Source organism: Arthrobacter sp. GW460-12-1-14-TSB2 (assembly GCF_059423525.1).
This window is the reverse complement of sequence record NZ_JBWKYC010000015.1, coordinates 17,650-31,267: the sequence shown is the minus strand read 5'-3', so window position 1 is coordinate 31,267 and position 13,618 is coordinate 17,650. Positions and strand designations below refer to the sequence as shown.

Here is a 13,618-nt window from a genome sequence, read left to right as displayed (position 1 = left end):
CTGTGGATAGGTCTAGGACAAGCGCAACCTGGACTGCTCCGGTCACCCGGAATGCCGATGGGCTGGCGTGATGTCAGACGAAGACGCGCTGCCGCCGACCCCCCCGACCCCTGGTGCAGTCGAGTTTCGGCGGCTACCGGAATGTCGCGGCTCCCCCGTTGCTCGACGAAGAGTACGCCTGGCTGCCCGGCCTGTCCGCGGTCGTCGGATCAGGCTTGAGGTACACATCAAGATTGGCTCCATTTGAGTGAATGATCGAGGTGTGGTCCACGCTCGGGAGACCGACTGATGGAGGAGCTTCAAGCCATGTCGCCCTTCTGATTTCCTTCGGTGATGTTCGCAGCGCGGATGGGCCTGCGTCTAGTTGGAGATCGGAACCTGTCGCGATCCCGAGCTCTCGCCATCGCTACATCCTGCGATCGAGACGCACACAGATCCAGCACGTTGGAGTCCGTGACGGGTCGGTGGCAGCACCTCCCATGACGGCCCAACTGCCAATCGTCAGTCAGTAGTGACCGGACTCGAGCTCTTCTGTGACGTGTGCGTTGATGTCGGAGAGCCGTCGTACAGGTCCGACATGAGTACGTCCATGTATCGTCGGACCTCTCCCGACTATGTGGACGGCGTGTCACTTGGTGCGGTGGTCGGTGCATAACCCGGTGGATATCACTGTGGATAACTTTGTGGACAATTGACAACAACACTCCGCTCGTGGTGATGTCACGGTGCTGTACATCCAAGGACGTCATGGTTTGGGCCCGCCAGCGGATTCCTGTGTTTCACGTGAAACATTGCAGGTGGCTGTTTTCAGCGAGAATTTGGCACCAAAGGCGCCATTTCCGTGGATAGTGGGCACTCTTTTCACCATTGGCAGGCAATTTCGGCCATTCTGAAGCTTCCGCGACTATAGAAGTCTATAGTGACTCCCGTCACGGGGTGCACTGGCTCCTTGTCACCACGGGCCATGGCGAAAATCACAGCAGCGCCCATGTGGAAAGAGCTGTGGATAAACCTGTGGATATCGGATGTGGACAAATGGCGGGCGCTTGGGGAAAAGTCCGCTCCGGAGCGGATCCGTGACAACTTTGCTGCTGGCTCTGACAGCGGAAGATCCCTCGCTCCGAGTTCTATCGCGGATGTTCACAGCATCAGAAGACAGCCACCACGCATCCCCCGCTCTTCCTCATCAGCACTTTCCGGTCAATTGGAAGGCACCACTGTACGGCTACTCGGTAACCGGATCGCGGCTAGATCGTCAGGAATTTGCGCTCGAATTGCGGAACCATGGGGCAGAGATAGACACGCAGACCGTACCGAGCGTATTACCGGGAAGCCAGAAAATCTCGAAAGCTATGCCCTCGTATACGAGGTGCGTGCTGAAAGTCGTGGAACCTGCCGGGACAGCCCGCGGGCGGATAACTTTTCTTCACCGAACTTCAAACGTCTCGCTTCGCGGAGGCGGGCCGACTTCTTCACCGGACACCTCGACGCATTCCTGGCGTTCATGAGGCGTCGTCGCAAGTGGCAGGCCGGTTCACAGTGGCCTGTTGCGTAGAATCTGCGTCTTCATTTTCGAGGGGATTCATCCGCGGCTGGGTTGCGGTCTTGGGTATCAAACCTAGGGTGCAAGACAAGATTGGGGTCGCATTGGAGCCCGCAAGATGGGCTGACGGGCCGGCGACGAGTCTCCCGTCTGTCTTGGCGATGTGCCGTTCTTCGATCGCGAACGTGCCAGCCGCGGTGCCCGCGGCATTCTCCAGTTCTACGGTGCCGAGTGATTGCCTGGTCCGCCAGGCGATCCACGGTGGGAAGTGCGCTGTACGCGAAGTGGAGAAGGTTAGGGTATTCCAATTGCTACTCGACGGGGGTTGCCGTGGCCGCAATTGGCACCGTGGGTTGGCTCCCCGTATAGGTTCGTTGGAGAACGCGCGCCCATATGTCGGAGGCCGCTGACTGCCAGGCCTGGGTCCTCCAGGTGGTGGTCTCCAGGTGGCATCACGTCAGCGGTACCCCCATTGGTCCGGGCAGCGGTTTTCAAAGGAGCGCCGAGTTGAATACTTCCCCAGACTCCTGCGGATTTCACTTTCGTCGGCTCTAGTTGGAAGAGTGGGCACCGAGTGCTGACCTGAGGCACCGAGACCATCTATCCTACGGACGGTCTCTTCGGCCATTGTTGTGCCCGATGGTAGCTAGGATTCACCTACGTGGGGTTAGCGGATTTGCAGAACCAGGGCCGAGTCGTGACGGTGGAGTGACAGTGCTCAGCAACAGTCATGAAATCCCTTTTGGGCGGTGTGTTCAGTTGCCATCAGCGTTGGAATCAATGTGTCTGTTGGCAGCTGGTGCGAATTGAAAACCGGATTGGTTACTAAGGGCCGGTGTAGCTTGTGTTTCACGTGAAACATGGGCGGGTGCACATGAACCCTTCCCGGACATCCCTAGTACACATCGTGGCGAGCTGGTGCGTTGGTGCGTTGGTGCGTTGGTGCGCTGGACCGCTGGTGCCCTGGTGCGGCGGTGCCTTGGTGCCGTTGTCCGGAGCTCCGCCGGCATAGGAAGCCGGTCTGATCGGCGGCGCATTTCTGCGGCGTCCCACTGTCTAGCGGCTCCATGAGAGCAGAGTGTCGTCCTGAACCGAGTTGCCGCACATCAGCCGCGGCTGCCTGCGGGCTGTATGGGCGGGGTTGTCCTGCCAGTTGATCCTCTTGGCCCCGGCGGGTTTCCACTCATGTGCACGGTGAACACCCCGTTCCATGTGACCAGGCGACGTCCACGACGGAGGATTCGGCCATTCTTGCGCACCTACGGGTGTTGGATTCGTTAGAGAGGTGCATCGCAATTATGAGGAGTTGTGGAGCTTGACCGTCGCAAGGTCGTTTCTGATGCTGCACGTGTTAGGTGGATGTTTCACGTGAAACAGCGGTGGTCGCGACTGACGGGACCGTGATGGGGTAGCGGTCATTGTCGGCTCCCCCCGGACTTTGTGCCCGGGCACTCCCCTGGAAGGATGTCAGATTGCTGGCTGTACTGACGGCATACCAGGATGCGACTCACAGACGCCAGACGCCGATTACCCTGAGTTATCAACGGGCTCCACAGGTGTCGGCACGTTTCTGGTACGCACAGGGCGCTCACTGGGAGATCCCTTAGGAATACGTTCAGATCAGTTGACGATCCGTTGACGCCCCCTGGAGTGGTCCCCTTGCATGTATCGCTGGCGCTGAGAGAGGCCCAATGGGCACGGGAGTCGCTAAATCGGACGATGTTAGAGTCCCAGAACTATACCCAATCGTGCGGTGTCGTCCACATCCATGCGGAATCGTCCTCTGCCCGGACTGGGCCCCTTCGTGGACCAATCGTGAAGTCGACCAGTCGAAGTCGGTTGAGTTGCGGGGCTATCCGCTTCCTGGCTGAAAGCACGTGCCCGAGGTTGTCAAGAAATCGGGCGTTCGACTCGTTTGTTCAGTGCAGGGCTTCAATGAGTGTGAGGTTGTTGGCACCGCAGCGATGAAGGTGTGGGGTCGCCATCCTATATGTCCCCGGGATCGAGAGCAGTTGGCGCTGCTTGTGAACTGGACCAGGTTCCCGGGGCTGGTGCATCGGGGTATTACGATCTTGGGATGAACTTTGACGCACGAAAGGGTCTAGTCAGAGCCGCAGGATCTTCCGCCAAGCTATGGCGCGTTGGCAGGATGAGTGCTCCTTGATGGGCTCGCGCAGCAAGTTCGAAATCCAAAGGGCCTCCCGATGCCAAATTCTCGAGCAGGTTAGCTGAGTGTTTCACGTGAAACTATTCTCACGGGAGGGGTGAGCCTGAACGCATCGACTGGGGACGATTTTCTTTTGGACTGTCTCTGAGAACCTGGTAGCTGAACAACCGTCGCCGTTCCGAGACTCCAGATTCAGCACCATGTGGACTCGCCCAGGTTCGCGTGGCCACTGGGAAGTTTGCGTGCCCACTGGGAACAGGGGTGACAGTGTTTCACGTGAAACACTCGCAGGCTTGGACGAGGATCGATCAGCATTTGGCGGCGACGCCCCAGATCGGATCTGGCCCCGACACAGTCAGATACCCAAGGAGCTCCTCGACTAGTTCAGCGAGACGACGGCGACGCTAGAATGCACGGCAAGTCCCCCAAGTGGCCCCGCCATTCGAGGCCGTGAGCCACTTCGCACCGTGGGCCAATCCTGAAGAGAATCTCGATCCGAAACAACCAGCCGGAGTTGTGGAATGCCGGTCACCCCGCTGGGCACGCTTCTATCCGATGGGAGTAGGTCGAGCGCTCCCCCGAAACAGCTCGTGGGCAGGTTGCCAGGCCGCCAGTGCCCCGTCCGCGAGGGCCTGCCGTCCGCCAGGTTGCCAGGCCGCCAGTGCCCCGTCCGCCAGGCTGCCGCCGGCCAGTCCCCTGACCGGCAACTCGTAGCCAGCCCTGTACGCCGTCACTCGCGACCCCGGCCATCGCGCCCGCTACTCGGCCATAGCCAGCAAAGCCAAGGACAGAAAAGCGGTGGCCACCACCTGTCCAGGTGATGGCCACCGCTTTTAGTATCCCGGGTTGCCGGGCTACGCATGATGCCGCTTAGACGGTCAGCGTACTACGACAGGACGTCAGCAAATTCCTTCTCAAAGAACTGCTTCGGCTTGGCGCCGATAACGGTGTTCTTCACCTCGCCACCCTGGAACAGGTAGACGGCGGGAATGGACGTGATGCCGTATTCGGCTGCGATTGCCGGGTTGTCATCTACGTTTACCTTGACGACATTGACCTTCTCGCTGTACTCAACGGAGATCTCGTCCAGGATAGGGCCCAGCTTGCGGCAGGGACCGCACCATTCGGCCCAGAAATCCACGATGACCGGCTTGTCGGCCGAGAGTACATCCGTGCTGAAGCTTGCGTCGGTTACGTCTTTCGCGTTGCTCATTGTTTTGTTGTTTCCCTTCGGATCAATAGTGCGCTGTTAGGCGTGGAAGTCTGCGAGATAGTGCTCGACGTCGATAGCTGCCACGCAACCGGAGCCGGAGGCGGTGATGGCCTGGCGGTAGGTGGGGTCTACAACGTCGCCGGCAGCGAATACACCCTTGACGCTCGTCTTGGAGCTGCGCCCTTCAACGGCAATGGTGCCGGCCGGAGTGATTTCCAGGGTGTCCTTGATGAGCTCGGTGCGTGGATCGTTTCCGATGGCTACGAATACGCCGGTGACAGCCAATTCGGATTCGCTGCCGTCAACGAGGTTCTTCAGCTTCAAGCCTGTGACCTTATCGCCGCCGAGGACATCTTCAACAGCGGTGTTCCACACAAAGTTGATCTTTTCGTGGGCCTGTGCGCGGTCACCCATGATCTTGGAAGCCTTGAGCGTGTCCCGGCGGTGCACCACGGTGACGGACTTGGCAAACTTGGTGAGGAACAGTGCTTCTTCCATGGCGGAGTCGCCGCCGCCGATGACCGCGATGTCCTGGTCCTTGAAAAAGAAACCATCACAGGTTGCACACCAGCTAACGCCGTGGCCTGAGAGTCGCTTTTCGTTCGGTAGGCCGAGCTCACGGTAAGCCGATCCGGTGGACAGGATAATGGCGCGAGCCTGGAAGGTCTCCCCCGTCGCGATGGTGACGGATTTGATGTCGCCGTCGAGATCCAAAGCCGTGACGTCCTCGAACTGGATCTCCGTGCCGAACCGGGCGGCCTGCTTTTCGAAGTTCTCCATGAGGTCGGGACCCATGATGCCTTCAGGGAATCCGGGATAGTTTTCCACGTCGGTGGTGTTCATCAACTCCCCGCCGGCAGTGACGGAACCGGCAAGGAGCAGCGGCTTAAGGTTGGCGCGTGCCGTATAAACTGCAGCCGTGTAGCCTGCAGGGCCGGAGCCGACGATGATGACATCACGTACTTGGGACGCGGTGTTTTCTGCGGTGCTCACTGAACGGTGAACCTCTTCCTTAGTCGATGCGCCTGCTTTTGCTGGCCGGCCACATGGCACAACCCATTGTTGATCCTGAATATTCCGGGCATGGAGGTAGGCCAACAAGACGCCACCACTCAGGGTACCGCCTAGTCGTTCCGGAAAAAGCCGTGTTACCGGGCACAGAAGGTGCTCTGGCCCGGGGCAGCCCCGTGTTGGCCGGGGGTCAGCCCGCTACTGGACCTTGATCTCGCCGAGGCGGAGACCATAGCCGAAGCGGGTTTTCGGTGCAGCCAGCTTGGGCAGGTTCTTGATGGACACGATCACGTACTGGGCAGTGACCGGCTCCGGGAGCGGCATGGTCAGATCCGGTGAGGTGAAGCTGTTGGTCCCGACCTGCTTGGCGCCTTCCAGGGACGGACGGTCATTTGTCAGCACGCTGATATTGCCTCCGGAGCCGCCAAGCTGGCTGAGCGTGATGGACGAAACCTTCGAGGGGCTCTTCAGCTTCACCACCAGGGAAACATCGGGAGCCAGCCCGCCCCAGTTGTCCGTTGCAAACTCCATGTCCGACCAGTAGCTTGCCGCATTGCCGTCGAACGTCTTTGAAAGGTCACCATCGTAGGTGGCGGCAAAATCGAAGTCGCCAAGGCGGGAGACGCCCTCGACGGCGGGCGGACCTGCGGCCGGCGCTGTGGACTGGCTTGCTGTCGGCTCGCCGCTGGTCTGTGGCTGGGACGCGCTGCTTGAGGTTCCGGGAGCGGGGTTGCTCTGGGGCTCGCTCTTGAAGAGGCTCCCGAGGTTGGAGACGGCAAAGATGAGGCCGACCACTAGCACGGCAGCAAGCAGCCCTCCTACGAGCCACCGCATTGACCGCGGCTCGCGCTCCGGTGGCTCGTCGTCGTCGTAATATTCGTCCGCTTCGTCGCCCCGACCGCCACCGGCGAATGCCGGGAATGTGGCTGCCATCCGTTCGCGGGCGGTCCTGGCCGGCCCGGTGGAGGGCGCCTCTTCTTCCGGGTAGTCATAGTCGTTGTTCGCCCACAGGGAGACTTTGGGCGATTCGGCTTCTGCGCGGGCCTGGGCGTTGGGGTTTTCGGTGTTCCGGCCGGCGGGTACGGCCTGCTGCGGGGTGGTCGCCTGAGGTGCAGTGGTGGGTTCCCGGGACGCTTTGCCAGCCGCTGCGCCACCGGCAGCGAGCCCGGCTGCGCCGGCAGCGGCTCCAGCAGCGGCAGCAGCGCCGGCTCCATGCCCGCGTGCCTGGCCCGAGTCGGATCCCGAGGAGCCGACGGAGGGGGCCGACGTCGGGCGAACGGGCGCGGTGCGGGGCGGCACCACGGGAGGGACAACCGGCGGGGACGTGGGCTTGCGGTCCTGGCCGGCCGGCTGGTTGTTGCCGTAGTTGATGTAGCCGGCGTCGACTTCTTCCTCGTCGTACAGGCCGTCATATGTTTCCGGCTCGTGGGACCGGGCGGTACCGAAAATCTCGCTGCCCAGCGTGTCCGTGAAGAAGGGCTCCACATAGGGCGGGTTGGAGGCAACCACGAGGTCCAGGAGATCGGCGGCTGACGTGTGGTTGGTGATCAGGTAGGTGGTGGACTCGCTGACGCCAAGATCGAGGATCTGCACGTTTCCGGGCCGTTCCCCGGTGGCAACCTCGCGGGCGCTCTGGGCCACCTGCTCCGCGTTATCCGGACCCGCAACCAGGATGCTCACCGGCCGGTTGAGGACCTGGTCAACACCATCCAGCACCAGATCATGGTCGTGTGAGGTCAATACGGTGGCGGTGACCTTGTAGCGGCCGCCGAGCACTGATCCAACATCGATCGGGTGGGACACGGGTTCCTCCTAGACTGCCCGGGGAATCCCCGCCTCAATCATGCCAAAGCGGATACGCCGGTTAGCCGGTTAATTTCTGGTCTGTTACTACTACCCTAGTTAGCTTCTGATCCTAGCCGATGGTGCGTTACGGCCGTGTGAGACAGGCACGGTGAAACCGCGGCAGTTCACCTCTTTTTCTTCCGCCGACCTCCCGAGCGGGTGCTGAAGTGCGGGTTGCGGCCGGCCGTTCCCTGGAAGGTACGGCGCCCGGGCAGCGGGATTTCCTCGCGCATGATGCTACCCCGCGCGGTGGTGGGCACATCCTCGGACGGAAGGTATTCACCCGCGGAAGCGGTTTGGTACGCGTCATGGTCCGGTGCCGGTTCCTCAACCTGCGGTCCCGCACGGAACGATGCCGCATCGAACTCTCCGGAAATTCGGGGGATCAGGCCGGTGTCAACCGAAACGGTGGCGCGCTCCGGCGTCGTGCGTCCCCGGAGCCCAGCGGTATCCCGCGCCTTATCCGCTGCGGTGTCCGCCGGTGCAGTTGGGGCGGACCGCCGCCCCAGCCTGCCGAGAAGCGGCTGCAGCAGGTCGCGGAGTTCCGTGACGCGGAAGAGCTTGAGCAGGAACAGGTACGCCACGAGCATCACAGGCCCGACGACGACGACGGTCACCAAGGCCTCGATCCGGCCGCTCCAGGCGAACCCGTCGGCGCTGTAGCTGCCCATGAGCCATAGCGCACCGGCGCCGGCCACGGCGGAACCCAGTGCCGCGTAACCCATCCGTATGTACGAATTGGCGATGCGGGGGCCGTCAAGGTGCCCCAGAAGGCGGCGGAGAAAGTGCGCACTCACAATCACGGACAGGATGTTGCCGCCCGTGTAAAGGATGGCTATGGCAAAGATGATCTGGTTGTACGGCAAGAACTGGATGGCGAAGGCCGCAACCACGTTGACGATCGCCAGGACCAGCTGGATGTAGAAGGGCGTGCGGGCATCCTCGTTGGCGTAAAAGACCCGGGACATCATGAAGTTGGCGCTCATGAACGGCGTGCTGAGGGCCAGGATGGTCAGGGTCTGCGCGAGCATCACGCCGTCCTGCACCTTGCCGCCGGAGAAGAACATGCCCAGCGGTCCGGCCAGTGCGAAGAGAGCCAATGCGCCAAAGACCGTGGCCACTGCCATGGTCCGCAGGCCGTGGGACAGGGCGTCCCGCAAGGCCGCACTGTCGCCGTCCTGGGAGGCCCGCGTCATCCTGTTGAACAGAACGGTGGCCAGCGAGAGGGCGATGATCGAGTGCGGCAGCAGGTATAGCTGGCTGGCCACTTCCAGCACGGCGTTGCCCGGGAGGAACCCGGCCGCCGGATCCCCGGCACGCTCGAGGCGCAGGCGTTCGGTACCCGGAATAGTGGCAATGCGCATTACGTACAGGAAGGCGAGCTGGCCGACGGCGGCAGTAAGGAGCGTCCAGACGCTCAGTTTTGCGGCCTGCCCCAGGCCCACTCCGCGCCAACCAAACCTTGGACGGAGTCCCAGCCGGAGCCGGAATACCGGAATCAGCAGGATGGCCGTCTGGGCCACCACGCCGATGGTGGAAAACCCGGCGATAAGGAACGTCTGGGTGGGTCCCCAGTTGTCCAGGGTGTGGGGATTTGTGACGTTGGCCCCGAGGATCCAGATGAACATGCCCAGGCCGGCGATGGCCACGATGTTGTTCAGGATAGGTGCCCACATTGCCGGTCCGAACGCCCCGTTGGCGTTCAGAACCTGCGTGAGCAGGGCATACAGGCCGTAAAAGAAGATCTGGGGCAGGCACCAGAAGGCGAAGGAAACCGCCAGTGATTTCTGTTCCGCCGAATAGCCCTGCGTGGTCAGCTCAATAACCCACGGCGCCAGGAGGGTCACCAGCAGCGTCAGGCTGAGAAGCACCAGGACAGCCAGGGTGAGCAGGCGGCTGATGTAGTCCGCTCCCCTGTCCGGGGCCTTGCTGGCCTTGATGATCTGGGGCACCAGGACGGCGTTGAACACACCACCGGCCACGAGGAGGAAGATCAGGTTGGGCAGGTTGTTGGCATTGATAAAGGTGTCATTGACCGTGGAGCCGAGGCCAAGGGCTGCACCCAGCATCCAGGTCTTGCCGAAGCCCAGGAACCGGGAGACGAGTGTTCCGGCCGCCATGACGGCACTGGAGCGGGCCTCGCTGGGCTGGACGGTCTTGGAATCAGTCACAGAACCTCAGAGGTGATCCGGCAGGACTTCCCTGGCGAGGTCCGCGATGCGGCGCTCATTCGGAAAAGACAGCTTGCGGGCGAGCTCCTGGATGGGCACCCAGGCGACATCCACGGCTTCCTGGTCGGGATCGTTTTCGATAGTCAGCTCGCCGCCCGTGGCCCGGAGCAGGTAGTGGTGGACGGTCTTGTGGACGCGGTGTCCGCTGACGGTAAACCAGTAGTCGATACTGCCCAGCGGGGCCAGGATGCTTCCGCTGATGCCGGTTTCTTCGGCGATCTCGCGGACGGCCGCTTCCTCGTTCTTTTCCTTGCCCTCCGGATGGCCCTTCGGCAGGCACCACTCGAGGCGTCCCCCGCGGTTGAGGCGGGCGATGATCGCAACCCTCAGTTCGCCGTCGGACGTGTCAACAACAACACCGCCGGCGGAGATTTCCTCAACGGTGGGCAGCGAGGCCGGTCCCGAGTGCTGGGCGGGCGCGACATGGGCACCGATTGCCGACGGCAACGGTGGGTTTGTCCTCCTGCCAGGAGCACTCGGTACGGGATGGGCCATGAAGTCCACTCTAACGACTCTTGCCCGTTCCTGATGACCGGAACATGACAAGAAAGTGGACTGCGTATGACGTAGATTCCGGAAGCCACGGTGTAACGGCGCGGTTAGGCGGCCCCGATTGGTGCTTGTTGGCATGGTTTTCTGACAAGCTTAAGTAACTATGGCGCACGCACATCAAAAGTCCGACCCGCACACCGTCGATTTCCAGGTGGCCCCGGTGGTCCTGGAGCTCGGGCAGCGCTTCGTCGACGCCGGACACGAATTGTCGCTGGTGGGCGGCCCCGTTCGTGACCTGTTCCTGGGCAGGCTCTCCCCCGACCTTGACTTCACCACGGACGCCACACCGGACCAGACTCTGGCGCTCATCAAGAAATGGGCGGACAACTTCTGGGAGATCGGACGGGCATTCGGCACCATCGGTATGCGGAAGTCCGGCTTCCAGATTGAGATCACCACCTACCGCGCCGAGGCTTACGACCCGGAGTCACGCAAGCCCGTCGTCGCGTTCGGGTCATCCCTCACGGATGACCTCCTGCGCCGCGACTTCACCATCAACGCCATGGCGCTGCGGCTGCCCTCGATGGAATTGGTTGATCCGTTCGGCGGCGTCCGCGACCTCCATGCTTCCGTTCTGGCCACTCCAAGTTCGCCGGAGTCGTCCTTTTCCGATGACCCGCTACGCATGATGCGGGCCGCCCGCTTCGCCTCCCAGCTCGGTGTGGCGGTCCGCGAGGACGTTAAGCAGGCGATGACGCAGATGGCGGAACGGATCACCATCATTTCCGCGGAACGTATCCGCGAGGAGCTGGTGAAGCTCGTCTGCGGAGCGCATCCCCGCGTGGGCATCGACCTCCTGGTGGACACCGGCCTGGCCGAATTCGTCCTGCCGGAAGTTTCCGCGCTGCGGCTCGAAGCGGACGAACACCACCGCCACAAGGACGTTTACCAGCATTCCCTACAGGTACTTGAGCAGGCCGCATCCCTGGAGACGGATTCCGACGGCGCCGTGCCCGGCCCCGATTTTGTGCTGCGGTTTGCTGCCCTTATGCACGACGTCGGCAAGCCTGCGACGCGCCGTTTCGAACCGGGCGGTGCCGTGAGCTTCCGCCACCACGACATGGTGGGCTCCAAACTGACCAAGAAGCGGATGAAGGCCCTCCGCTTCGACAACGACACCATCAAGGCCGTGGCACGCCTGGTGGAGCTGCATATGCGTTTCTACGGCTACGGCGAGGCCGGGTGGAGCGACTCCGCCGTCCGCCGCTACGTGACGGACGCCGGGCCCCTCCTGGAACGCCTGCACCGGTTAACGCGGTCGGATGTGACCACACGCAACCAGCGCAAGGCCGACAGGCTTTCCTTCGCCTATGACGACCTCGAGGCGCGCATTGCGGCGCTGCGCGAGCAGGAATCGCTGGAAGCGGTCCGGCCTGACCTTGACGGCGGCCAGATCATGGCCCTGCTCGGGCTGAAGCCCGGGCCGGTGGTGGGCAAGGCCTACAAATTCCTGCTTGAAGAGCGCATGGAGCACGGGCCGCTCGATCCCGCAGTGGCCGAGGCCAGGCTGCGCGAGTGGTGGGCAAGCCAGCCCGAGGCCGCAGAACAGCAGCCGGCCGCCGGCGTCGAACTTTCCACTACCGAGGAGTCATAAGTGATTTCACTTAACAGCACCGCACGCCCCCAGCTTTGGATCCTGCGCCACGGTGAGACTGAATGGTCCAAGAGCGGCCAGTACACCGGGCTCACCGACCTGCCCCTGACGGTGGAGGGCGAGCAGCAGTCCGTGGAGGCACGGAAGATTCTCGACGGTGTTGACTTCGACCTGGTGCTCACCTCACCCCTGCGGCGCGCCCGCCGGACGGCGGAACTGGCGGGATTCCCCGACGCTGAACAGGAACCCCTGGCAGTGGAATGGAACTACGGCGACTACGAAGGCATCAGTTCCGACCTGATCCGCAAGGACAACCCGGAGTACCTGATCTGGACGCACGGCGTGCCCAACGGCGAGGCCCTTGAGGAAGTGGCTGCACGGGCGGACAAAATTGTGGCCCGCGTGCTGGAATCCGGACTGGACAACGTACTGATTGTGGCCCATGGACACTTCTCCAGGATCCTGACCGCACGCTGGTTGGGACTGGACCCGCACGAGGGCCGGCATTTCATCCTGGGGACGGCCAAAGTCTGCACGCTGGGGTGGGACAAGAAGACCCCGGCCGTGGTCCGCTGGGGACTATAAAGACGATTTATCAAATATTTCCTGCAATTCTTCAAATCCGCTAGTCAAATGCACCAATGCTGGTGTAATTTTATTCCTGACTCCAGTGCGTTTTGCCAGGGTCATCGGCGCGTGCTGTCCGGTTAGTCAACCGAACAGCGGCAGAACAGAAAAGGAGGTTGGGAGAAATGATTACTTTGACTAGCGGATGGAAGATGACCATCACCGCCACCCCGGCCTCTGCTGCTGTCGCGCGCCCTTTTCACGGAGTGACTGCCTCCTAACCTGGCGATTCCGGCCTTCCGGCCGAATCCTTGTGGCGGCATCCTGACTCGGGAAGCTCCCCGGCAGCCAGCCGTAAAGCGGGCCCCATGCGGTTACGCAACACCCCATAGTTCGGAACCCGGCTTCTTGTTGGGGTCTGTGGCGTAGCTGCATCTTGGAGCCATTCTTCGCTTGGCGAAATCCACCAATTGCTTCGGTCTTTATTCCGGAGCCAATTCACCGGGCATTCCTATGCCTAATTACTGCCATTAATTCCGTCAATTAACTGGCCCTATTCGTCATGCCCAATTCCGGGCGCAAACACTCATCAAAGGACCCTAAGTGAGCAGCACTGCCAGCACCATGCAACACGTCGACCGTGGCCGACGACGCCTGACAACACCCCGGAAGGAGGTAACCATGATGAAAAGGCTCCGTGCCGTTCTGCGCTTTGGCTGGCAGCCGGCGATGAAGGAGAAGACGCTGTTCAACGGCCAGCTCCTCGACCAGAACCGTGAAGACGTGTATGTCGTCCTGCACCAGATGGGTGGCGTCATTCGCTGAGTAGGCGACCGTCGTTCCCTCAACTACCGCGCTGCAGCCGGTAACGGACATATCCAGGAGATCCAATGGC

General features: G+C 61.8%; 8 protein-coding genes. 3 read left to right on the top strand and 5 right to left on the bottom strand.

Annotated features, from left to right (window positions below; all coding sequences use genetic code 11):
• Positions 1-4,596: 4,596 nt before the first annotated feature.
• The 5 genes from trxA to AC07YR_RS16720 all read right to left on the bottom strand — a co-directional run bounded on the left by trxA (position 4,597) and on the right by AC07YR_RS16720 (position 10,457).
• Positions 4,597-4,923: a thioredoxin gene (gene trxA, locus AC07YR_RS16740; RefSeq protein WP_011693983.1), complete on the bottom strand. Its 327-nt coding sequence runs from the start codon at positions 4,921-4,923 to the stop codon at positions 4,597-4,599.
• 36 nt (positions 4,924-4,959) lie between these two features.
• On the bottom strand, positions 4,960-5,916 hold the full coding sequence (trxB, locus tag AC07YR_RS16735) for a thioredoxin-disulfide reductase (protein ID WP_055797377.1): 957 nt from the start codon (positions 5,914-5,916) through the stop codon (positions 4,960-4,962).
• 216 nt (positions 5,917-6,132) lie between these two features.
• The gene (locus AC07YR_RS16730) at positions 6,133-7,737 is read right to left on the bottom strand and encodes an ABC transporter substrate-binding protein (RefSeq protein ID WP_436059219.1); all 1,605 of its coding nucleotides are present in this window, start codon (positions 7,735-7,737) and stop codon (positions 6,133-6,135) included.
• Between the two features lie 167 nt (positions 7,738-7,904).
• Positions 7,905-9,899: a murein biosynthesis integral membrane protein MurJ gene (gene murJ, locus AC07YR_RS16725; RefSeq protein WP_494734672.1), complete on the bottom strand. Its 1,995-nt coding sequence runs from the start codon at positions 9,897-9,899 to the stop codon at positions 7,905-7,907.
• A gap of 57 nt (positions 9,900-9,956) precedes the next feature.
• Complete coding sequence (locus AC07YR_RS16720) at positions 9,957-10,457, bottom strand: NUDIX hydrolase (protein ID WP_055797368.1); 501 nt, start codon at positions 10,455-10,457, stop codon at positions 9,957-9,959.
• 208 nt (positions 10,458-10,665) lie between these two features.
• Between AC07YR_RS16720 and AC07YR_RS16715 the strand changes: the two genes are divergently transcribed.
• The 3 genes from AC07YR_RS16715 to AC07YR_RS16705 all read left to right on the top strand — a co-directional run bounded on the left by AC07YR_RS16715 (position 10,666) and on the right by AC07YR_RS16705 (position 13,548).
• Positions 10,666-12,156: a CCA tRNA nucleotidyltransferase gene (locus AC07YR_RS16715; RefSeq protein ID WP_494734620.1), complete on the top strand. Its 1,491-nt coding sequence runs from the start codon at positions 10,666-10,668 to the stop codon at positions 12,154-12,156.
• Positions 12,157-12,741, top strand: coding sequence for a histidine phosphatase family protein (locus tag AC07YR_RS16710; RefSeq protein WP_436059217.1), 585 nt, complete (start codon positions 12,157-12,159; stop codon positions 12,739-12,741).
• Positions 12,742-13,404: 663 nt separating this feature from the next.
• Complete coding sequence (locus AC07YR_RS16705) at positions 13,405-13,548, top strand: hypothetical protein (RefSeq protein WP_436059216.1); 144 nt, start codon at positions 13,405-13,407, stop codon at positions 13,546-13,548.
• Positions 13,549-13,618: the final 70 nt, after the last annotated feature.

Excerpts from the sequence above, each read along its gene's own strand:
- trxA (WP_011693983.1), bottom strand. The coding sequence starts at position 4,923 with ATGAGCAACGCGAAAGACGTAACCGACGCAAGCTTCAGCACGGATGTA.
- murJ (WP_494734672.1), bottom strand. The coding sequence starts at position 9,899 with ATGGCGGCCGGAACACTCGTCTCCCGGTTCCTGGGCTTCGGCAAGACC.
- AC07YR_RS16715 (WP_494734620.1), top strand. The coding sequence starts at position 10,666 with ATGGCGCACGCACATCAAAAGTCCGACCCGCACACCGTCGATTTCCAG.
- AC07YR_RS16705 (WP_436059216.1), top strand. The coding sequence starts at position 13,405 with ATGATGAAAAGGCTCCGTGCCGTTCTGCGCTTTGGCTGGCAGCCGGCG.